The organism is Sphaerisporangium siamense, from assembly GCF_014205275.1.
Lineage (GTDB): Bacteria > Actinomycetota > Actinomycetes > Streptosporangiales > Streptosporangiaceae > Sphaerisporangium > Sphaerisporangium siamense.
Genome location: NZ_JACHND010000001.1, coordinates 7,202,906 through 7,223,538, shown reverse-complemented (window position 1 = coordinate 7,223,538; position 20,633 = coordinate 7,202,906). Strand labels below are relative to the sequence as shown.

General features: G+C 71.4%; 22 protein-coding genes. 13 read left to right on the top strand and 9 right to left on the bottom strand.

All coding sequences use genetic code 11. From position 1 onward, the window contains the following. Positions 1-21: 21 nt before the first annotated feature. Entirely contained in the window at positions 22-342 is a 321-nt protein-coding gene (locus BJ982_RS32900) for a GroES family chaperonin (RefSeq protein WP_184886538.1), read from the bottom strand. Positions 343-643: 301 nt separating this feature from the next. On the opposite strand from BJ982_RS32900, the gene BJ982_RS32895 reads away from it, so the two are divergent. From BJ982_RS32895 to BJ982_RS32880, 4 genes are all read left to right on the top strand, one after another. Further along, positions 644-1,462 carry an SAM-dependent methyltransferase gene (locus BJ982_RS32895; protein WP_184886536.1) on the top strand — a complete coding sequence of 273 codons (819 nt, stop codon included), beginning with the start codon at positions 644-646 and terminating at the stop codon, positions 1,460-1,462. A gap of 81 nt (positions 1,463-1,543) precedes the next feature. Then, on the top strand, positions 1,544-1,870 hold the full coding sequence (locus tag BJ982_RS32890; RefSeq protein ID WP_184886534.1) for an ArsR/SmtB family transcription factor: 327 nt from the start codon (positions 1,544-1,546) through the stop codon (positions 1,868-1,870). Next, positions 1,863-2,480 carry a TetR/AcrR family transcriptional regulator gene (locus BJ982_RS32885; protein ID WP_184886532.1) on the top strand — a complete coding sequence of 206 codons (618 nt, stop codon included), beginning with the start codon at positions 1,863-1,865 and terminating at the stop codon, positions 2,478-2,480. Before BJ982_RS32890 ends, BJ982_RS32885 begins: the two co-directional genes overlap by 8 nt. A gap of 120 nt (positions 2,481-2,600) precedes the next feature. After that, on the top strand, positions 2,601-5,198 hold the full coding sequence (locus tag BJ982_RS32880; RefSeq protein WP_184886530.1) for a penicillin acylase family protein: 2,598 nt from the start codon (positions 2,601-2,603) through the stop codon (positions 5,196-5,198). 7 nt (positions 5,199-5,205) lie between these two features. On the opposite strand, the gene BJ982_RS32875 is transcribed toward BJ982_RS32880, so the two are convergent. From BJ982_RS32875 to BJ982_RS32865, 3 genes are all read right to left on the bottom strand, one after another. After that, a complete protein-coding gene (locus BJ982_RS32875) occupies positions 5,206-5,355 on the bottom strand; it encodes a hypothetical protein (RefSeq protein ID WP_184886528.1) in 150 nt (49 codons plus the stop codon). Between the two features lie 119 nt (positions 5,356-5,474). Then, positions 5,475-7,856 (bottom strand): helicase-associated domain-containing protein, encoded by a 2,382-nt coding sequence (locus BJ982_RS32870; RefSeq protein WP_184886526.1) that lies wholly within the window; start codon positions 7,854-7,856, stop codon positions 5,475-5,477. Between the two features lie 160 nt (positions 7,857-8,016). Next, on the bottom strand, positions 8,017-8,538 hold the full coding sequence (locus BJ982_RS32865) for an ATP-binding protein (RefSeq protein WP_239122859.1): 522 nt from the start codon (positions 8,536-8,538) through the stop codon (positions 8,017-8,019). 159 nt (positions 8,539-8,697) lie between these two features. On the opposite strand from BJ982_RS32865, the gene BJ982_RS32860 reads away from it, so the two are divergent. The 3 genes from BJ982_RS32860 to BJ982_RS32850 all read left to right on the top strand — a co-directional run bounded on the left by BJ982_RS32860 (position 8,698) and on the right by BJ982_RS32850 (position 10,207). After that, on the top strand, positions 8,698-9,564 hold the full coding sequence (locus BJ982_RS32860; RefSeq protein ID WP_184886522.1) for a Sco1979 family transcriptional regulator: 867 nt from the start codon (positions 8,698-8,700) through the stop codon (positions 9,562-9,564). After that, positions 9,565-9,801 (top strand): DUF397 domain-containing protein, encoded by a 237-nt coding sequence (locus tag BJ982_RS32855; protein ID WP_184613824.1) that lies wholly within the window; start codon positions 9,565-9,567, stop codon positions 9,799-9,801. 133 nt (positions 9,802-9,934) lie between these two features. Next, on the top strand, positions 9,935-10,207 hold the full coding sequence (locus BJ982_RS32850; protein ID WP_184886521.1) for a hypothetical protein: 273 nt from the start codon (positions 9,935-9,937) through the stop codon (positions 10,205-10,207). Between the two features lie 37 nt (positions 10,208-10,244). Here the strand turns inward: BJ982_RS32850 and BJ982_RS32845 are convergent, their stop codons facing one another. Continuing rightward, the gene (locus BJ982_RS32845; protein ID WP_184886519.1) at positions 10,245-10,841 is read right to left on the bottom strand and encodes a histidine phosphatase family protein; all 597 of its coding nucleotides are present in this window, start codon (positions 10,839-10,841) and stop codon (positions 10,245-10,247) included. 120 nt (positions 10,842-10,961) lie between these two features. Here BJ982_RS32845 and BJ982_RS32840 point away from each other — a divergent pair, with 120 nt between their 5' ends. Both BJ982_RS32840 and BJ982_RS32835 read left to right on the top strand, forming a co-directional pair. Next, positions 10,962-11,594 carry a TetR family transcriptional regulator gene (locus tag BJ982_RS32840; RefSeq protein ID WP_184886517.1) on the top strand — a complete coding sequence of 211 codons (633 nt, stop codon included), beginning with the start codon at positions 10,962-10,964 and terminating at the stop codon, positions 11,592-11,594. Between the two features lie 46 nt (positions 11,595-11,640). Next, positions 11,641-12,657, top strand: coding sequence for a glycoside hydrolase family 113 protein (locus tag BJ982_RS32835; RefSeq protein WP_184886515.1), 1,017 nt, complete (start codon positions 11,641-11,643; stop codon positions 12,655-12,657). Here the strand turns inward: BJ982_RS32835 and BJ982_RS32830 are convergent. Continuing rightward, a complete protein-coding gene (locus BJ982_RS32830; protein WP_239122858.1) occupies positions 12,645-14,018 on the bottom strand; it encodes a sensor histidine kinase in 1,374 nt (457 codons plus the stop codon). The genes BJ982_RS32835 and BJ982_RS32830 overlap by 13 nt on opposite strands. Before the next feature lie 346 nt (positions 14,019-14,364). Between BJ982_RS32830 and BJ982_RS32825 the strand changes: the two genes are divergently transcribed. After that, entirely contained in the window at positions 14,365-15,003 is a 639-nt protein-coding gene (locus BJ982_RS32825) for an HD domain-containing protein (protein ID WP_184886513.1), read from the top strand. A gap of 10 nt (positions 15,004-15,013) precedes the next feature. Here BJ982_RS32825 and BJ982_RS32820 read toward each other — a convergent pair whose 3' ends face one another. Beyond that, positions 15,014-15,475 (bottom strand): ATP-binding protein, encoded by a 462-nt coding sequence (locus BJ982_RS32820; RefSeq protein ID WP_184886512.1) that lies wholly within the window; start codon positions 15,473-15,475, stop codon positions 15,014-15,016. Between the two features lie 650 nt (positions 15,476-16,125). Here BJ982_RS32820 and BJ982_RS41035 point away from each other — a divergent pair. Both BJ982_RS41035 and BJ982_RS32810 read left to right on the top strand, forming a co-directional pair. After that, entirely contained in the window at positions 16,126-16,434 is a 309-nt protein-coding gene (locus BJ982_RS41035; RefSeq protein WP_373869612.1) for a helix-turn-helix domain-containing protein, read from the top strand. A gap of 28 nt (positions 16,435-16,462) precedes the next feature. Continuing rightward, positions 16,463-16,918, top strand: a complete 456-nt coding sequence (locus BJ982_RS32810; RefSeq protein WP_184886508.1) for a DUF5753 domain-containing protein — start codon at positions 16,463-16,465, stop codon at positions 16,916-16,918. A 120-nt stretch (positions 16,919-17,038) separates the two neighbouring features. On the opposite strand, the gene BJ982_RS32805 is transcribed toward BJ982_RS32810, so the two are convergent. After that, positions 17,039-18,790 carry an alpha/beta hydrolase domain-containing protein gene (locus BJ982_RS32805; RefSeq protein ID WP_184886506.1) on the bottom strand — a complete coding sequence of 584 codons (1,752 nt, stop codon included), beginning with the start codon at positions 18,788-18,790 and terminating at the stop codon, positions 17,039-17,041. 79 nt (positions 18,791-18,869) lie between these two features. On the opposite strand from BJ982_RS32805, the gene BJ982_RS38730 reads away from it, so the two are divergent. Then, the gene (locus BJ982_RS38730) at positions 18,870-19,538 is read left to right on the top strand and encodes a ClpX C4-type zinc finger protein (protein WP_239122857.1); all 669 of its coding nucleotides are present in this window, start codon (positions 18,870-18,872) and stop codon (positions 19,536-19,538) included. 242 nt (positions 19,539-19,780) lie between these two features. On the opposite strand, the gene BJ982_RS32795 is transcribed toward BJ982_RS38730, so the two are convergent. Continuing rightward, positions 19,781-20,617 (bottom strand): aldo/keto reductase, encoded by an 837-nt coding sequence (locus BJ982_RS32795; protein ID WP_184886504.1) that lies wholly within the window; start codon positions 20,615-20,617, stop codon positions 19,781-19,783. Positions 20,618-20,633: the final 16 nt, after the last annotated feature.

Genomic DNA, 20,633 nt, shown 5'->3' with positions numbered 1-20,633 from the left:
CCCGGGGCCGGGCGCGGGCCGTCAGAGGTACAGGCCCGTGCCCTGCTCCGACTGCGGGGTGGCGACGGCGTGCAGGTCGCGCTCGCGCATGACCAGGTAGACCTGGCCGTGCACCTCGACCTCGTACTGGTCCTCCGCGTTGAACAGCACCTTGTCGCCCACCTTGACCAGGCGGGCATTGGCTCCCACCCCGCACACCTCGCCCCAGATGAGGCGGTTGGCCATCGTGACGGTCGCGGGGATGACGATGCCCGCCGAGCTGCGCCGCTCCTCGCGGTCCTGCTCGACCTTCACCATGACGCGATCGTGGAGCATCTGGATCTCGAACTTCGGGTCAGCCACGTCTGAAGCTTATTCGGCCGGAGGGTGAACAGTGACCCCAAGCTGCCCTCCGCTGCGCGTCCGTCCCGCGTGTCCGGAGTCGGGGAAGATCAAGCCGAGTCGGCCGTTAATCGTAGTTTGTTGGTTCCTATCCGGTTTATGGCCCTGCCTTATCATGTTTCGGTGGCCAATCTGAATAGGTTTCGGACCATAGGGTCGAGGTAGTGGTCAGGCCCAGCGGTTACGGTCGGGTCATGATGGTAAATATCCCTACCGAACCCGGTACAGTGCCATCGAAGTCGTGTGCGGCCGAGGAGATGAAATGACGGAAGAGACCCGACGGGGCTTGGCGGGTCTGGACACCAGCAGGCCCAATGTGGCGCGTATGAATGACTATTTCCTCGGTGGAAAGGACAACTTCGCCGCCGACAGGGAGGCCGCCGAGGAAATCCTGGCCATCGCGCCCGAGGTGCGCGCCATGGCCAAGGAGGCCCAGGACTTCCAGGTGCGGGTGCTGCGGTACCTGATCGGCGAGGGGATCACGCAGTTCATCAACATCGGCACGGGCCTGCCGAGCGGGTACAACACCCACCAGATCGCCCAGGAGCTGACCCCGGAAGCCCGCACGGCGTACGTCTCCCGCGACCCCGTGGTCCTCTCGCACGCGCGGGCCCTGCTGGCCCTCGACGCGCGCACGACGGTCGTCGAGGGCGACATCCTGCATCCCGCCGACCTGCTCGCCGACGCCCGGCTGCGCGGCGTGATCGACCTGGACCGCCCGCTGGCCGTGGTCATGCTCGGGGTGCTGCAGTTCACGCCGGACGCCGACGACCCGTTCAAGCGCGTCGCGGAACTCCGTGACCGGCTGCCCGCGGGTGGTCATATGGTCATCGCGCACGCCGTGCTCGATTCGCGCCCGGAGTCCGCCCAGCCGATCGTGGACGTCTACAAACGGATCCTCGGCCGCGAGGAGGATCCTTCGCGCACCCGCGAACAGGTGCTCGGCTTCTTCGAGGGCCTGCGGTTGATCGAGCCGGGGCTCGTCTACCTGCGGCAGTGGCGCCCGGCCAACCCTCTCGCCGTGCGCAGGCCCGAGTCGGTGTGGATGGTCGGCGGCGTGGGACGCAAGGAGGACGGCTGACCGCTCCCGCCGGGCGACCCCGGGCCTCCGTGGCCCACCCATTGCCTTGTGGCTATATGCCCTGCTGGTTATGATCGGGGCATGGCCACCGCGTTCGCCGTGCTGGCGGAACCGCACCGCCGCCGCATCCTCGACCTGCTGCTGGAGCGGCCCCGCGCGGTGGGGGAGCTGGTGGAGGAACTCGGCCTCACCCAGCCCGGCACGTCCAAGCACCTGAAGGTGCTGCGCGAGGCGGGGCTCGTCCGCATGCGCCCGGACGCCCAGCGGCGGGTCTACGAGCTGCGGCCCGAGCCGCTCACCGAGGTCCTGGAGTGGCTGGAGCCCTACCGCCGCATGTGGGCCGGCCACCTCGACGCCCTGGAGCGCCACCTCGACGCATCGCCCGGCGACGACGGTCCTCATGGGTGACGCGGGCGCGCCGCGGGACGAGCTGGTGGACCTGCTCCGCGAGGGCCGTCCGCGCGAGCGCGCCGACGCCGCGCGCAACCGCGAGCGGGTGCTGGCCGCGGCGGCGCGGCTGTTCGGCGAGCACGGGGTCGCCGCGGTGTCCATGGACGCCATCGCCGCCGAGGCCGGCGTGGGCAAGGGCACGTTGTTCCGCCGGTTCGGCGACAGGTCGGGCCTGGCCGCCGCGCTCCTCGACGCGCGCGAACGCGAGCTGCAGGAACGCGTCATCTTCGGCCCGCCGCCGCTCGGCCCCGGCGCGCCGCCCGCCGCGCGCCTGCTGGCCTTCGCCGACGCCTACGCCGCCTACCTGTACGGCCACCTGGACCTGCTCCGGGTCTCCGAGACCGCGTCCCCCGGCGCCCGCTACCGCCTCGGCGCCTACCGCTTCTGGCACCGCCACCTCGCCATCCTCCTTGCCGAGGCCGGGCGCGGGCGCGACGCCGACTACCTGGCCCACGCCCTGCTCGCCCCGCTCGGCGCCGAGATGGCCGCCGCGCTGCGGGGCACGTGCGACGCGGCGCGCACGGTCGCGGGCCTGCGCGAGCTGATCACGGCGCTGGTCCCGGACTGACGGCCGTCCCGCGCGACGTGGCCGGGCGGTGTCCGAAGAGCGACCTCTCGGTGACCGGCGCCCCGGCGGCGGGACCGCATACTGTGGTGCGCCCATGTGTCAGGAAAGGTCCGTGAGTTCGTGAGGATTGCCCCCTTCGCCAGGCTGCCCCGCCCGCTTCGCTGGGGGGCACGCGTCCTCATCGGCCTCCTGGCGGTGGTGCTCCTCCTCGCCGCCGCGGTGACCTGGACCGTCCGCCGGTCGTTCCCGCAGACCGACGGGGAACTGCGGCTGCCCGGCCTGAGCGCCCCCGTGACCGTCGTGCGCGACCGGTACGGAATCCCGCAGATCTACGCCGACGACCCCAAGGACCTGTTCATGGCCCAAGGGTACGTCCACGCCCAGGACCGTTTCTGGGAGATGGACTTCCGCCGCAAGACCACCGCCGGGCGGCTGTCGGAGCTGTTCGGCGCCACCACCCTGGAGGTCGACAAGGTCGTGCGGACGCTCGGCTGGCGGCGCACGGCCGAGCGCGAGGTGGCCCTGCTCGACGCGCCCACGCGCCAGGCGTTCACCGACTACGCGGCCGGCGTGAACGCCTGGATGGCCGCCCACCGGGGCTTCGCCGAGAAGAGCCTCGAATACGCCGTGCTCAAGCTGACCAACGGCGCCTACGAGCCCGAGCCGTGGACGCCCGCCGACTCCCTCGCCTGGCTGAAGGCGATGGCGTGGGACCTGCGCTCCAACCTGGACGCCGAACTGGAGCGGGCGCTCGACTCCTCGGTCCTGCCCGAGGAGCGGGTGCGGCAGCTCTTCCCGGCCTACCCGTTCGACCGGCACCGCACGATCGTGACGGCGGGCGCCGTGCGCGACGGCGCCTTCGACCCCGCCGCCACCACCGCGCGGGGCACGGCCGCCCCGGCGGACACGGCCACCGTACGGGCGCTGGCCGGGGCGGCCCGGACGCTGGCCGCGCTGCCGTCGCCGTTCGGCACGGGCGGGAGCGACCGGGCCGGGATCGGCTCCAACTCCTGGGTCGTGTCCGGCGCGCACACCGCCACCGGCCGGCCGCTGCTGGCCAACGATCCCCACCTCGGGCCGCGCATCCCGTCCATCTGGTACCAGGCGGGCCTGCACTGCCGGGCGAAGTCTGCCGCCTGCCCCTACGACGTCGTCGGGTACACCTTCTCCGGCATGCCGGGCGTGGTGATCGGCCACAACGACCGGGTGGCCTGGGGCTTCACCAACCTCGGCCCGGACGTCGCCGACGTGTACGTCGAGCGCACCCGGGGGAACTCCTACGAGTCCAAGGGCGGATGGGTGCCCATGGAGACCAGGACCGAGCAGATCAAGGTGGCCGGGCGTGCCCCGGAGACGCTGACCGTGCGCGCGACCGCGCACGGCCCGATCGTCTCGGGCGTGCTCGGCGCGGCGGGCGACGCCCTGGCCGGCGCGGCGGCGCGGGCGGGGGAGCGGCCGGGGACCGTGACCGGGGGCAAGGCGCCGGCGGGCGGGCACGACGTGGAGATCGCGTTGCGGTGGACCGCGCTCGACCCCGGCCGCACCGCCAACGCCCTGCTGATGCTGGACACGGCGTCGAACTTCGAGGAGTTCAGGACGGCGGCGGCGGCCTTCGAGGCCCCCGCCCAGAACATGATCTATGCCGACATCGACGGCAACATCGGGTACCAGGCGCCGGGGCGCATCCCTGTGCGCGCCAAGGGGGACGGCACCTGGCCGAGCAAGGGCTGGACGGGCGAGGAGGAGTGGACCGGCTACATCCCCTTCGACGAGCTCCCGAAGTCCTACAACCCGCCCGAGGGCTACATCGCCACGGCCAACAACGCCGCGATCGGCCCCGGCTACGACCGCTTCCTGACCTCCGACTGGGCCTACGGCTACCGCTCCCAGCGCATCGCCGACCGGCTCGCCCGCGCCCTGGCGGGCGGCGGCAAGGTCACCGCCGCCACGATGGCCGACATCCAGATGGACTCCTCCAACACCATGGCGCCCACCCTGGTGCCCTACCTGCTCAAGGCCGGCGCCCGGGTCCCGGAGGCGCGGCTGCTGGACGGCTGGGACCACACCCAGCGGCGCGACAGCGCCCCCGCCGCGTACTTCAACGCGGTCTGGCGGCAGCTCCTCCAGCGGACCTTCGACGACGAACTGCCCGAGGGCGGGCGCGCGGGCGGCGGCGACCGCTGGTACGAGGTGGTGCGTACGCTGCTCGAACGCCCCGCCGACCCCTGGTGGGACGACGCGCGCACCAAGGACAGGACCGAGGGCAGGGACGAGATCCTCGCCGCCGCGATGACCGGCGCGGCGAAGGAACTGCGCGAGCGGCTCGGTGGCACGCCCGAGGACTGGCGCTGGGGCGACCTGCACACCCTGGAGCTCACCCACGAGACCTTCGGCACCTCCGGCATCGGCCCCGTAGAGTGGCTGTTCAACAGGGGGCCGCTGCGGCTCGGCGGCGGCCAGGACGCCGTGGACGCCACCGGCTGGGACGCCGTCGCGGGCTACGAGGTCGACTGGGTGCCGTCGATGCGCATGATCGTTGACCTGGCCGACCTCGACCGGTCACGGTGGGTCAACCTGACCGGCGCGTCCGGCCACGCCTTCCACCTCAACTACCACGACCAGGCGGAGCTGTGGGGGAACGGCGGCACGACGCCCATGCGCCAGACCGAGCGGGCCGTGCGCGCGGACGCGGCCGGCACGCTCACGCTCACGCCGTAGCGGCGTCTCACCGCACCGGCAGCGGGCCGGATCTCACCCGCACGCGGGTGCGCGCGCACATCTGGCACCGCTGGGTGACCACGTGGCCGATCGCCTCGATCGTCTGCCAGCGGTGGCGCAGGTGAAGCGCCGGGGTCCGTGCCTGACGTAAGTTCATGAGTCCGCCCACGACCTAGGACCGGCGGAGGACGGCGGAGGTGCCGGCCCCCGCCCTCCCCTTGCCCGGAGCGACGGCCCTCATGCGCGCCGGGGGCGAGGGTGGCGGTGCTCCGTGCGTTAGCCGCTGGTCACCGAGGCGATCTCGTGCAGCGGAAATTCCAGATAGTCGCCGGCCTCCTCGCACCAGGCGTCCAGCACGCCGCGCCGCAGCTCACCGTGACTGACCGTCGCGGTGAGCCCGTCGGACAACGTGATCAGCGCGCGTACCCCGCGGTCCACGACGAACCCCAGCAGCGACTGCTGCGCGGTGGGCAGGCGCGTGGCCATGCGGCCGATCACCGCCCAGGTCTGCCCGGCGGGACGCTGGTCGTCGTCGGCGCGCACCAGGCGCCTGGCGTGCTCGCGCGGGTCGGGCGGCGGGTCGGGGATGAACGGCGGGGGCTCCTCCAACTCGGCCACCCGGCCGCCGGGCAGCAGGATCAGCCGGCCGCCCTGCGGCTCGCGGCGGACGGCGATCGACCCGGTGTCGTCCACGGGCACCGGCGCGTACCCGGCGTCGCGCAGCGCGGCCAGCGTGCGCTCGGCCGAGGCGGCCCCGGCCAGCACGGTGGGCGCGAGCAGCCGGAGCCCCAGCCGCGACAGGCGGCGGTGCGCGGCGATCTCGGCGAGCAGCGCCGGGTCGGCGCCCTGGATGATGCACCCGACCGTGGTCACCGTGACCTCGCCGTAGCGGCGGGCGACGTCCTTGACCAGGTACGTCAGCGGCTGCGGGAGCGTGCCGGCGGCGCCGAGGTCCTCCAGGAGGGAGTCCGCGGTGTACCCGGAGTCCAGGGCGCGCCGCACGCTGGCGGGGGAGAACCGCCACACCGAGGCGGCGCCCTGGGACTCGCGGTCGGCGGCGCGGTCGAGCAGCCCGGCCAGCTCGGCGGCGGGCGGGCCGGTGACCACGGCCGTCAGGTCGGCGCCGAACAGGGCGGTGCGCTGCGCCCCGGCCAGGGCGTGCACGGACGCCTCGACCAGGCCGGGATCGCGCTCGACGTGGGGCACGCTCTCGTCCTGCTCGTCGCCGGGGGCGGCCGAGCCGAGCGCGGCCAGGGCCCGGCCGAGCGCGGTCAGGGCGTCGGAGTCGACCAGCCCGAGCAGCCGGGCCTCGTGCAGGACGGCCGGGCAGCACTCGGCGAGCAGCTCGCGGTCCAGCAAGGGGGCCCGCCAGTGCACGGCCTGCACCAGCTCGGGGACGCTGGCCACCGCGGCGTCCTCGGGGAGGGTGGCCAGCGTGGTCAGCACGGCCCTGCGGATGCGGGCGACGGTCTCGCCGGACGGGTCGTCGCCGAGCACCGTGGGGTAGCGGCCGCCCGAGCGGCGCAGGGAGGTGCGCTCCATGCGCCACCAGGCGGCCAGCAGCACCCGCAGCCGCGAGGGCGCGTCCTCCAGCCGCCAGGCGTCGAAGCGCTTGGTCGGCACCAGGCCGCCCGCCGCGTCGTCCCAGGCCAGCAGCCGGGCGACCGCGCAGACCTCCAGGAGCAGCCGGGCCTCGTCCTCGGCGCAGCCGGTCTCCTTGACGATCCTGCGGACCTCGCGCACGCCGACGCCGCCGGCCTTGAGCAGGGGCAGCGGCGTCTTGTCGGTGTTCTCCAGCAGCGCGGCGGCGCGGTCGACGGCGTGCGGCGCGGCCAGGCACATCGCGTGGTCGACGGACTCGGCGCCGACGGCCACGGTGCCGAGCTTCGGGGGCTCAGGGGTGAACGGGGCGTGGTAGTCGGGGCCGCGCAGGGCCAGGGCGACCTCGCGGGGCATCTCGGCGATGTCCCACTGCGGGCGGAACAGCAGGCCGTGGTCGCCCGCCCATTTCTCCGGGGTGCCGGGGGCGGTGAAGCGGTCGCCGATGACGCCGCGCACCGGGCCGTCCCAGGCGAACTCGTCCAGCAGGCTGACCGTGCCGTCGGGCGCGTCGCGCAGCAGGCCGGTCAGGGCGTCGGCGTTCGACAGCGCGGCGGTGACGCGGGCCATGAGCTGGCGCCTGCCGCCCTGCGCGGGCAGGCCGAGCGCGCGGCTCAGGCGGCGCAGGCCCTCGGTGTCGACGGCCCAGGAGTCCAGGTAGGAGGCGAGGGGCTCGCCGAGTCCGCACGGCGCCGCCCACCAGCGGGAGACGGCCGAGGTGAGGTGGACGCGGCCGTCGCGCCCAGGCCAGGCCAGCGCCCGGTCGTACAGGCCGTCCAGCCAGGGCATGACCTCCGCCGTGCTGACGCCGAGGAAGCGCGCCAGCTCGTCGGCGGTGGCGCGCTCGCCGATGACGAGGCACGCCTGAAGGATTTCCAGCGGAGGCAGCGGCAGGCCGCGCATCACCTCCATGACGGCGAAGGTGTCGCCCAAGCGCCGGGCGAGCGTGTCGAGGCGGCGCGGCCACGGCGCGGCGATGGCGTCGGGCCGGCCCGCCAGGACGCGCGCGAGCCGGTCTTCGTCGAGCGTGGCCAGCCAGTCGAGCAGGTGATCATCCATCACAGCTCTTTCAAGGTCTCGCGGGAGTCACCAGGAGGCCACCGTAATGCAACGCACCGGTCCCACGGGATCGACGTAGCAGAATAGAACCGGAACCTGTGAGTTCCGTAACCACCGCCGGGCCGGTACGGCGCCGCACGGTGCGGGTGGGGTTCTTGGGTCAGCTCTTGAGGACGGCCCAGACCACCTTGCCCGCGGGGGGCAGGGGGTGCCAGCCCCAGCGCAGGCTCATCGACTCGACGATGTGCAGGCCCATGCCGCCGGGTTCGAGCGGTGAGGGGTCGCGCATGACGGGCGGCGCCGCACCGGGGTCGGCGAAGGCGCAGGTGACCAGCGAGTCCCTGCGGATCATCGACATGCGGATCGGCTCGGTGGCGCGGCGCGCGGCGTCGCGCCGGTCCAGCAGCAGGCCGTGCCGCAGCGCGTTGGTGGCCAGCTCCGAGACCACCAGCTCCAGGTCGCCGGCGATGTCGCCCATGCCCCAGCCGCACAGGCTGCCGGAGGCGTAGCTGCGCGCGGCGTGCACCGACTCCGCCCGCGGGGGCAGGACGAAGCTCGCGCTCGACGTCGCCGCTCCGGCGGAGGTGAGGTCGCGAGCGGGACGGGGCCACCAGCCGATGGGAGGCCACCAATCGCCGGCCGACCACAGACTGTGCCCACGTGTCAGGTCCGTGGAGTGCACGGGATCATGATGAGGCAAACTCCCGTGCAGGTGCAAGGTCGAATGCACGTGCATAGGGGGCATGCAAGCGCTACGGTTAGCCTTGGGAGTGAAACCGAAGGGGGACCACACGCGCGATCTTTGACAGACTGTGAACCAGTCCACAACCGGAGGAAGCACGTGTCCATCGATCCGCCTGGTTCCGGCTCAACGGTTCGGCGCATTATGTTGGGCGCCAGCTTACGGCGGCTGCGCGAGGAGCGCGGGCTCACCCGTGAGATGGCGGGTTTCCACATCCGTGCCTCGGAATCCAAGATCAGCCGCATGGAGCTGGGGCGGGTCGGGTTCAAGACACGTGACGTCGAAGACCTGCTCACGCTGTACGGGGTCGACGACGACGCCGATCGCCGTGGTCTGCTGGAGATGGTCCGCGAGGCGAACACCCCCGGTTGGTGGCACAAATACAGTGACCTGCTCCCCACATGGTTCTCGACGTACGTCGGCCTAGAAGAGGCTGCCTCGGTGATCCGCACCTACGAAGTGCAGTTCGTGCCGGGCCTCCTCCAGACGGCCGCGTACGCCCGGACGGTGATCAGGCTCGGGTATCCGGACGTGCCGGAGGAGGAGATCGAGCGCCGCGTGCATCTGCGCATGCAACGGCAGGAGCGTCTCACCCGTAAGGAAGGACCGAAACTCTGGGCCGTGATCGACGAGGCCGCCCTGCGGCGGCCCATCGGCGGCAAGGAGATCATGTACGAGCAACTGCAACACCTGATGGCGGTCGCGAGCCTGCCGACCATCACCTTGCAGGTGATGCCGTTCCAGTTCGGCATGCACGCGGCCGAAGGCGGAGCGTTCACCATCCTGCGTTTTCCGGAGTCCGACCTTTCGGACGTGGTCTACGTCGAGCAGCTGTGGGGTGCCCTTTACCTGGACAAACGTGAGGACATCGATCCATACCTCACCGCCATGGAACAGCTCTGCATCGAGAGCACAACTCCCGGGGGCACCGCCGAGATACTCGGCGACATACTCAGAGAGATCTAGATGAACCAGCCGTACAACGGAATGCCGGCCACGAGCCTCACCGGCGTGGCGTGGCGCAAGAGTGTTCACAGCAACTCGCAGGGTAACTGCGTCGAGCTGGCCAAGCTTCCCGACGGGGGTGTCGCCGTCCGGAACAGCAGGTACCCCGACGGCCCGGCCCTCATCTACACCCGTGACGAGATCCGGGCCCTGGTGCTCGGCGTCAAGGACGGCGAGTTCGACAATCTGGTCGCGTAACACCCTGTTTACATAGATCCGCACATCGCGAGTCCGGTTAACCGGAGAGCACGCCTCGCGTAACCGGGGGCCGTCGCCGTTCCTGCACACTGGATGTGTCCACTTCCCTGAAGAGGTTCCGTGGGGGCACCCGATGCTGGACCAGATGACGCTGTACCCGGTCGCCGACGACGTGCTGTTCGCACCGGGGGGCCGCGTCGTGATCCGTACGTACGGCGTCGCGTCCGCGGCCTCCACCGAGGACGGCCGCTCGCCCGTCTCCTACCGCACCTGGGTGACCGGCGTCAGGGAACAGCCCCGCTACTGGCGCTGGGGTCACTTCGAGGACGCGCGCAGCGGTCACCGCGAAGTGCTCGAATGGCTCACCGGACGAGGCCCCCGGCCCCCGGCCGCCATCACCGGCTGACGGCCCCGCGACCCTCCCCGCCAGGGCCCGGCGCGGCTCAGCCCCGGGCGGGAGCGTTCCAGAGGGTCACCGCCCGCTCCTCGCGCTCGAAGCCGAGGACCGACACCGTCCCTGTGTCCAGCTTGAAGTGCCGCCCCAGACCGGGGGACAGCCCCAGCCAGCGGGCCGTGAGCACGCGCAGGAAGTGCCCGTGCGACACCAGCGCCACCTTCCCCTCCACCCGCAGGACCCGCGCGATCACCGCGTCGGCCCGCGCGGCCACCTGCTCCAGGGTCTCGCCCGGATGCGCGGCGTCCCCCGGGACCACTCCGTCGCGCCACAGGTACCAGCCGGGGCGCTCCTTCCTGACGTCCGGCGTGCTGACGCCCTCGTAGCCGCCGTAGTCCCACTCCCACAGCGCGGGCTCGACGTCGTACGGCGCCGATCCGGTCAGCCCCGCCAGCTCCGCCGTGCGCCGGGCACGGCCCGCCGGGCTCACCAGGACGAGCGTGAGCGCGCCGCCGTCCACCGCGGACGCGAGGGCGCGGGCCTGCTCCTCGCCCCTCGGCGTGAGCGGGATGTCCGTCCGCCCGGTGTGCCGGCCGTCCCGGCTCCACTCGGTCTCGCCGTGCCGCAGCAGTATCAGTTCGTCCATAGCGCTCCATCATGCCCGCGCCGGGCCGCGCCAGGCGTCCGTGCGGCACGGGACCACGGGAGATTTCTGTACCGGGTTAAGGATTGAACTCGGTAAGCGTTTCGCGGTAGCGTCGCGGGCATGACCGAGGGGCTGCGGGAGCGCAAGAAGCGGCGCACGAAGGAGGCGATCCGCGAGGCCGCCATGCGGCTGTTCATGGAGCGGGGCTTCGACGCGGTCACGGTGGCGGAGGTCGCCGCCGCGGCCGAGGTCGCCAAGGTCACCCTCTTCAAGTACTTCCCGACCAAGGAATCGCTGATCCTGGAGTCCGCCGCCGCCGACGACCCCACGCCGATCGTCGCCGCACGGCCGCCCGGCGTCACCCCCGTCGGCGCGTTGCGCGCCCACTACCGGGCGTTCGCCGCCGACCCCGGCTCCCAGCCCGCCCTGGGCTCGGAGGGCGCGGTGATCCAATGGATGCGGGTGATCATGGACAGCCCGGTGCTCCTGGCCGGTATGCACCGCCTGCTCGACGAGCAGCGCGACCGCCTGGCGCGCCTCCTCGCCGCCGAGGCCGGCGCCGCGCCAGGCGACCTGACGCCGTCCCTGGTGGCCGCGCAGATCACCGGCACCATCCTCATGCTCAAGGCCGGCTTCTTCCGGTTCCTTGTCGACGGCGGCTCCCTCGCGGACGCGGGCGCCTACCTCGCCGGCGCCGTCGAGCACGCCTTCGACCTGCTGGAGAACGGCGTCGGCCACCTCTATCCCCGGTGAGCGGGCCGCGCGCCCGCCACCGCACGTGATCAGCGAAGGGCTTTCCATGCGCGTGAAAGGCATCAACTACGACACCGGTTTCCTGCCCGGCGGGACGACCTCGCGGGAGAACTTCGACCCCGCGATCGTCCGGCGCGAGATGCGCGTCATCGCCGAGGACCTGCACTGCGGCGCGGTCCGCGTCTCCGGCGGCCTGCCCGATCGCCTGGAGACCGCCGCCCGGCACGCCGCCGAGGCCGGGCTGGAGGTCTGGTTCTCGCCGTTCCCCTGCGAGATGGGCCCGGCCGAGATGCTGCCGTACTTCGCCGACTGCGCCCGGCGCGCCGAGAAGGTGCGCGCGGAGGGCGCCGAGGTCGTGCTCGTGCTCGGCTGCGAGCTGAGCCTGTTCGGGGCCGGATGGATCCCCGGCCCGACGTACAAGGAGCGCATCGCCTACCTCTCCGGCATCGCGACGCGGCCATGGCGGCTGGCCCGCCTGGCGCGGGTGCCCCGCGGCGTGAACGCGTTCCTCGCCGAGGCCGCCGCCGTCGCCCGCGAACACTTCGGCGGCCGGGTCACCTACGCCTCCGGCCCCTGGGAGCGGGTGGACTGGACGCCGTTCGACATCGTCTCGGTCGACAGCTACCGCGACCGGCGCACCGCGTCCACCTACGTGAAGACCCTGCGCCGGCACTTCCGGCACGGCAAGCCGGTCGTCGTCACCGAGTTCGGCACCTGCGCCTACGAGGGCGCCGCCGACCGCGGCGGCATGGCCTGGGCCGTCGTCGACCGCTCGCGAGAGCCGCACCGCCTCGCGGGCGACTTCCGGCGCGAGGAGTCCGAGCAGGTGACCTACCTGCGCGAGCTGCTGCCCGTCTTCGAGGCCGAAGGGGTGGACGCCGCGTTCTGGTTCACCTTCGCCGCCTACGGCCACCCGCACCGCGAGGACCCCCGGTACGACCTGGACCTCGCCTCCTACGGCGTGGTAAAGGTCCTGGAGGGCCGCATGGGCACGACCTATCCGGACATGACCTGGGAACCCAAGAAGGTCTTCCACGCCATGGCCACCGCCTACCGTGCCTGAGCGGCGGGGTCGCGTCTCAGCGTGAGACGCTGCGCGCGGATCGGCTGGGTCTTCCTCAGGGGCAGGCGCAGCACGAAGCGGGCGCCGCGCGGGGAGTCCTCGATCGTGAGCGTGCCGTGGTGGGCGGAGGCGATGGCGCGGCAGATGGCCAGGCCGAGGCCGCTGCCGCCGGGGTCGCGGCGGCGGCCCTCGTCCAGGCGCACGAACGCCTCGAAGACGCGTTCCCTGTCCTCCGGCGCGATGCCGTCGCCGTCGTCCGTCACCGTCAGGACGGCCTGGTCGCCCGACCGCGCGGTGGTCACGTCGACCCGGCTCTCGGCGTGCCGCTGCGCGTTCACCAGCAGGTTGTCCACGACCCTGACCAGCGAGATCCGGTTGGCCATGACGGTGATCTCGCTCAGGAGGTGGGTGTACACCGGCGGGGTGTGCGGGCAGTTGGCGGCCTCGCCCTTCACGAGCGCGCTCAGGTCGATCGGCTCGGGGCCGGAGCGCACGGTGGTGCGCATGCGGGCCAGCACCAGGATGTCGTCGATGATGGCCTGGAGCCGCTCGGTGGCCGCCAGCGCGCTCTGGAACGTCTGCCGCGTGTCCACGTCCTCGGGATACATCAGGGCCTCGTCCAGGTGCGCGTGCAGGGCCGCGACGGGGGAGCGCAGCTCGTGCGACACCAGGGAGGCGAACTGGCGCTGCTGCTCCACCGCCTGCTCCAGGCGGGCCAGCGTCTCGTTGGAGGTGCGGGCGAGCTGGGCGATCTCGTCGTCCCCTGGCGGCTCGGGCACGCGCAGGCTCAGGTCGCTGACGCTGATCTCGGCCGTCCTGGCCCGGATCGCCGCCACGGGGCGCAGCGTGCGTCCCACAACCCACCAGGACACCCACGCCGCCAGACCCGTGGCCAGCAGGACGGCGGCGGCGGTGAGAAGCTCCAGGCGGTTCGCGGTCAGCAGGGGCGGCTCGGGCTTGCCCGCGAAGACGTAGTGCGGTTCCCCGGCCCACAGCACGCGCGACGACAGCGGAGGGACGCGGACGGCGGTGACCAGAAGGCATCCGTCGTCCCGCGTGCACACGATCTCGTTCTTGATACGGCTGGTCTCCGGGGGACGGAGGTGGCTCAGTGGCGGAAGGCCCTTCGCCGCCTCGGTGGCCGCCTTCACCCGGTCGTGGGAGTCGACGAGCTGGAGCAGGTCGATGCCGCTCTCGTGGGTCACCTGCGGCACGGCGGAGGGGTCGAGGGAGCCGGCCCAGTCGGTGGCGGCGTTCTGCGTGTCCCGGAAGATCCCGTCCTGGATCTTCATCCGCGCCGTGGCCGCCATCCCGGCACCCAGCAACGCGAAGAGGATCAGGGCCGCGATGGCCGTGATCAACGTGAAGCGTCCTTGGATGGACTGGGGCCGTAGGTGGACTGCCACTCACTCAACTCCCTGGGAAGCCCTGATCGGGGGCGACCCTCCTTTTTCTTCCTCCGGGTACATCCAGTTAAGTCCCCGAATTTGTTAAAATGAGACTCAAAATGTGATCGGCCATGAGATTATGCGGATTCATGGCCTGCGCTTTGCGCCGTCTTGGTCATTCCTCGCGGACTCGGACCGCCGATGCCCATTTCTGTGCCGAAGACGCCCCGGCGTGTGGGACCGGAGAGACCACGCCCTTGCGAAAGTTGACGTGAGAGCATCTCGCCGCCGTCCGACCATACGTCAGGAGCGCATACGCATGAGCGAGACGATCGCCGGCATCGAAATCCCCGACTCCGCCCTCGCCGCCGAGGCCACCGCGCTCGTGCGGGACGCCGCGCCGCCCCTGCTGTACGACCACTCCCGCCGCGTCTTCCTGTTCGGCGCCCTCCAGGGACGCAGGCTCGGGCTGTCCGCCGACCCCGAGCTGCTCTACGTCGGCGCCATGTTCCACGACCTGGGGCTCACCGAGACCTACCGGCGCACCGACCAGCGCTTCGAGCTGGACGGCGCCGACGAGGCACGCCGCTTCCTGCGCGCGCACGGCGTCCCCGAGGAGAGCGTGCGCAAGGTCTGGGAGGGCATCGCCCTGCACACCACACCCGAGATCCCCTCCCGGCTGGAACCCGAGGTGGCGCTGGTCACGGCCGGGGTGGAGACCGACGTGCTCGGCATCGGCCACGACGCCCTGGACCCCGCCGACATCGAGGCCGTCACCGCCGCCCACCCGCGCCCCGACTTCAAGCGCCGGATCCTCGCCGCCTTCACCGACGGCTTCAAGGACCGCCCCGACACCACCTTCGGCACGGTCAACGCCGACGTCCTCGAACACTTCGTCCCCGGCTACCGCCACATCGACTTCGTCGAGGTCATCCGCGGCTCCGCCTGGCCCGAGTAGGTCCCGCGGGTTAGTGGTCGCCGGGCTTGGCGGGGAAAGGGCACTTCTTGCGGAACCAGACGGTCTTCGCGGCGCCGTCGCCGGCCGGCTGGACGCCCCACTCGTCCGACAGCGCCTCGACGATGGCGAGCCCCCGGCCGTGCTCGGTGTCGTCGTCCCCGTCCGGGACGCCGGCGTGGTCGATCATGGGGGTCTTGCGCTCGGGGCGGCCCCGGCCGTGGTCGGTCACCTCCGCGCAGAGCATGTCGTCGCTCACGCGGACCGTCAGCTTGATCGGTGGCAGGCCGTACAGCACGGCGTTGCTCAGGACCTCGGAGGCCGCCAGCACGATGTCGTCCGCCAGGTCCCGCGAGCCGCCGAGGTGCCATTCCGTCAGCGTGCGCCGGAGCCTGCCACGGACGTCGGCGAGGATGGCGGGGTCCATGGGGATGTCCCAGCACACGGTCTGGGGACCGTCCGGTGTGCCGATCATGAGAGTCCTTGTCTGGTGCGGATGGCCTGTCGCTACGAAAGGCGGCCCGGGGAGCAGCTCTCCCCGCCCGCTGGGGTAGCCCGCGCCGTCTATGACCCGGAAACAGTACTCTGTCCGGGTTTATGCTGTTCGCCCGGGGGTGGGCTCTGGCGGAAATCGATGAAGAAAAGCAATAGATCGCGAACTGTCAAGCGAGCGTAAATTCGATCTTGTTCTCGCGCGCTGACGCCGTGACCTCACGATTCAACGACATGCCGGATACTCGGGTTCATCGGTGCCTCTGTCCGAGCCCTCGGCCTCGCGCATCAGCAGCCGGAGAACACGCGTGATCGGTGCGTCCACCATCGCCGGCTCGACCCCCTTCTTGATCGCGAAGGCGAAATACCTCCGGCTCCAGACCCCATAAAAGATCACCCATCCGGGTTCGGCGGCGCCCAGCCGCTCCGCCTCCGCCCGAGCCTCCGGCTCCCAGCTCCGCCGTCGTGCTGCTTCGGGCGTACCATCCCTTTCTTCGTGCCTGCCCCTCGGCAAGATGGCCTCCTCGCTCGACGCCACGAACGGGGGCGGGCGCCCCGTCACGCGTGACCTCGGCATCTCTGCCCACCGTGACGGTGAGTAACGGAAAGTAATGACAGTCCACCGACAAATGGTTGTCCGGATCACGTCTTCGTTCCGGCCCGCTTCGCCGGTCGGCGTGTGCGAGACTCCGAAAAGCGGATTCTCGGGATCGCGGAGGGTTTGGTGAGGGTTTCGCGGGGCGAGAGCGCGCATTGGATCCGAACGCCGGCCCCGGCGCTTTCTTCGGCAGTGAATTGCGCCGCTGCCGGAAGAAGGCAGGGCTTTCACAGCCTCAGCTCGGCGAACGAACCACCTACAGTCCGGATATGATCGGAAAAATAGAACGCGGGGAACGCCCGCCGTCGTCCGAATTCGTCCGGCCGTGCGATTTTCGGCCGTGACGGCCACTTCGACCGCCTATACCGCCTCATGCTCCAGAGCCCCGGGCCGGCCTGGTTCACCCGCTGGACCGAGGAGATCGAACCCCGTGCCTCGGTCCTGCGCACATGGGATCCGCTGCTGGTCCCAGGGCTCTTCCAGACCGAGGACTACGCCAGGTCGGTATTCCTGGGGGCGCCGGGGATCACCGCGGACGAGGTCGACGAACGCGTGCGGGCGCGGGTGCGGCGGGGGGCCATCCTCGATGGGGAGGTCCCGCCCATGGTGTGGGCGCTCAGCGACGAGTACGTGTTGCGGCGTCCGGTCGCCGCCCCTGAGACGATGCGCCGTCAGTTGGAAATCATCTCCGACCTCACGCGACGGCCCAACATCACCGTCCAGATCGTCGCCCCCCAATGCACGACCGGCATGAGGAGCGGATTCATGATCGCCCAACTCGGGCGCGGACAGCCGGACACCGTCAACGTGGAATCCCTGGGCGGTTGAGGTGTTTGTGGGCTGGTTGGGGGGTGTTGATCCCACCCGTGCCCGGCCACGACGGGGCCGCACGGGTGGGGTCAACACACCTCAACCACCCAAGAAACCATTTCAGCCGCAGCGGCCTGGTCACCTGGGTGGTGAGGGCCAGGACTTGATCAAGGGGGCGTCGGAGTCGAGGAGGAAGCCTTCGCGGACGGCGGTGTCGGTGGCCTGGGTGAAGGCCGTGCGGTAGGCGGCGTCGTCCGCGTACAGGGTCGCGAGGATCTCCTTCGAGAACGGGACGGTCAGGCCGAAGAGGCGTTCCAGGAGGCCGTCGTCGGGGCTGATGCCGGTGAGTACGGCGGTGGGGGCGTCCATCCAGGGGGTGCGGATTCCGCCGAGGGTGTTGCCGTAGGCGTCGCGGACCAGAGCGGGTGGCGAGCCGGAGACGGTGGCCAGGCGGGGCGCGTGCGGCGGCGGGATGTCGTCGCGGATCCACCGGTCGAGGTGGTACAGGGCAGCCTTGGCGACATAGTGGTGCTGCGGCGCGGAGTTGACGAGGTACGGGAAGTCGAGGCCGCAGGCCCGCGTGCGGGGCGCCAGCGCGGCGGCCATGGCGGCGGCCCCCGCCCCGGGCCCGGCCGCGAATCCGGCGGCGAGGTCAGGGGATGATCTTCTGGTGAGACCTCGGGACGATCCCGTGCGTCCTGAGGAGGCTCCGGCGGCAGGCCCCGGGAACGCTCCGGAAGCGAGTCCGAAACGGGCGTCGGATGTACGGCCGGGAAGAGGTTCGGGCATGCGGCCGGGGAGGGTCTCGGGAGTGTGGCCGCGAAAGGCTCCGGATGTGTGGCCGGGGACGTTTCCAGGGGTGTGGCCAGGGCGGGCTTCGGCGGTGTGGCCGGGGAGGGTGTCGGGGGCGTGGCCGGGAAAGGCTCCGGAAGTCAGGCCGGGGAGGGTTCCGGCGGCTAGTACGGCGGAGGTGACCGCGCCGCTGGTGGCCGCGTCGTTGTAGGTGTCGACGTGTGCCGCGCCGGCGACCTCCCACAGGCGGAAGCGCTCGCCGTCCGGCTGCCGGGCCGCCATGTACCCCAGTGTGACGACGTCGGTCTCGGTCTGGAGGGCCAGGACGGGCACGCGGAGGTCGTCGCGGAACGGGACCGGGCGCCAGTCGGTCCGTTCCGGCCGGTCCGGTAAGGCGAGCGGCGCCGCCGCCCCGACCCGGCTGTGCGCGAGGAAACCGTCGTAGATCCGGTCGAGCGGGTCGATCTTGTTGATGTACGTCGTGAGCCGGTAGGCCGCCTGCGACACCCCGGCCCCGATGAGCCGCGCGCCGGGGAACATGTCACGTACCACCCGGCCCGCCTGGGAGTACATGTCGTACGACCAGTCGTCCCCGGGGTGCTCAAGCCTGCCGTACCGCTCCAGGTCCCACGCCTTGAGCCCGCCGGGGGCCGGGCCCTGGACGGGGCGGGGGCCGCCGATCACCCCGGCGCACTGCGCCGAGACGCCCACCCACGCCATTCCGCGCCGCACCAACTCGGGGTAGGTGTAGGTCCACTCGACGCCCGCGTCCACGAAGTCGGCGACGTTCAGCCACTCGACCACGACCGTCCCGGCGAACCGCTCCCGCCGCGCGGGCGTACGGACGAGGATCCTCGTGACGTACGGCGCCTGCGCGTGGACGGTCACCGCGCCGGGGCCGGTGCCCCCGTGGGAGCGCGCCGTGGTCGTGTCCCGGTAGGAAAAAGCGGTGCCTTTAAGGAGGAATTCTTCCTCCGCGTAGCCGAGGGTCGCCACGTCGATGCCACTAGCCTCGAACGCACGGCCGCGCCCGCTGTGGCTGGGAACGCGATACAGGGCGGGTATGCCCATGGAGCTGTGCCGTGCGTCGTGGATCATGATTTGTCAGCCTGCCCTTGACGTGATTGCTTGTCAAGGCAGGGCTGACAGATGAGAGGGAAAGTGGCATGGTTGGCGCGTGACGCGAAGCAAGCGCATCCGTCAGGTGACGCCGATCACCGAACTGGCGACCCGCTGCTCCTTCTGCGGAAAGCCCCACTCCGAGTCGGCGACGGTCATCGCCGGCCCGGGCGTCTACATCTGCGATACCTGCGTGTCCCTCTGCCACCGATTGATCACCGAACCGGCACCTCACCCCTGCGAGCACGCCGCGCCGGACGACCCGTCCACCGGCCGGCGGGGCGGCGCTGACGATGACGGTGTGGGCGCGGAAGTCGGTGAGGGAGCGGCCGAGCGCGCCGGCGGGGGACGGGTCGAGGACGCCGAAGGGAGACACGAAGAGGGGACCAGAGGGAGACAAGAGGAGGGGACCGGAGGGGAAACGGACGGGCAGATCGACGGGTGGCGAGACGGGCGAGCCGGCCGGGGAGTGGCGGGGCGGGTCCGGCGGGTGCAGCTCGGGCCGGATCCGGACGCTGACGAGTGGATCTCCGGGATGAGCGACGAGGATCTGCTCGCCGCCCTGCCCCGGCAGGCGCTCACCGTCGAACAGGCCGAGTGCGACCTGCGGGCATGGGTACGCGTCCTCCGCGACCGTGACGTCACATGGGCGAGGATCGGCGAAGCCCTCGGCATCTCCCGCCAAGCCGCCTGGGACCGCTTCGCCGCCGACATCGACGCGACCTGAATACCTGGATCGCCACGCTCCCGTCTCGCCCCTCCACGCCTCTTATCTCATCGCTCTGCTCTACCTCGGTTGCCTGTGCCTCTACCTCTCCGGTTGCTTTCCTATCCCTTCTCGCGTCGCGCCCTCCTCGGTCACGCGCTGAGTCCTCGCGTACTTCTGGGTGGGCCTGCGGCGGCCGACCCCAGCGGACGGCCACGGGTGGGCACGAGACCTCTGGACGCGGGTGGGACGAGAGGAGGGGGTCAGTTGAAGGTGTCGGGGTTGGGGCCGGTGCGGGTGCCGTTGTCGAGGGTGGTGACGGCGGAGAGGTCTTCGGCGGTGAGGGAGAAATCGAAGATGTCGATGTTCTCCTGCACGCGGGACGGCGTCACCGACTTGGGGATGACGATGTTGCCCACCTGGATGTGCCAGCGCAGGACGACCTGGGCCGGGGTTCTGCCGTGCCGGGCGGCGATGGAGGTGATCACCGGGTCCTGGAGCAGCGCGCCGCCGCGGGCGATGGGGCTCCACGCCTCGGTCGCGATGCCGTGCTCGGCGTGCAGGGCGCGGAGTTCCTCCTGCTGGAGGTAGGGGTGCAGTTCGATCTGGTTCAGGACGGGGACCACGCCCGTGTGCTCCAGCAGGCGCCGCAGGTGGGCCGGCTGGAAGTTGGACACGCCGATCGCGCGGACCCGCTCGTCGGCGTACAGCTTCTCGAAGGCGCGCCAGGTGTCGAGGTAGAGGTCTTTGGCGGGGGCGGGCCAGTGGATCAGGTAGAGGTCGACGTAGTCGAGCCCGAGCCGGGCGAGGCTCTCGTCGAAGCCGGCCAGCGCCGCGTCGTACCCCTGGGAGTCGTTCCACAGCTTGGTGGTGACGAAGATCTCGTCGCGGGGCACGTCCGACTTGGCCAGCGCCGCGCCGACGGCCGTCTCGTTGCCGTAGACGGCGGCGGTGTCGATGCTGCGGTAGCCGCTCTCCAGCGCGGTGGTGACCGCGGCGGCCGTCTCCGGCTCGGGCACCTTGAAGACGCCGAACCCGAGCTGCGGAATCCGCACGTCGTTGTTGAGCCGTACCTCGGGGACGGATGACTCGAAAGTCATGGTCATCGCCTGGCCT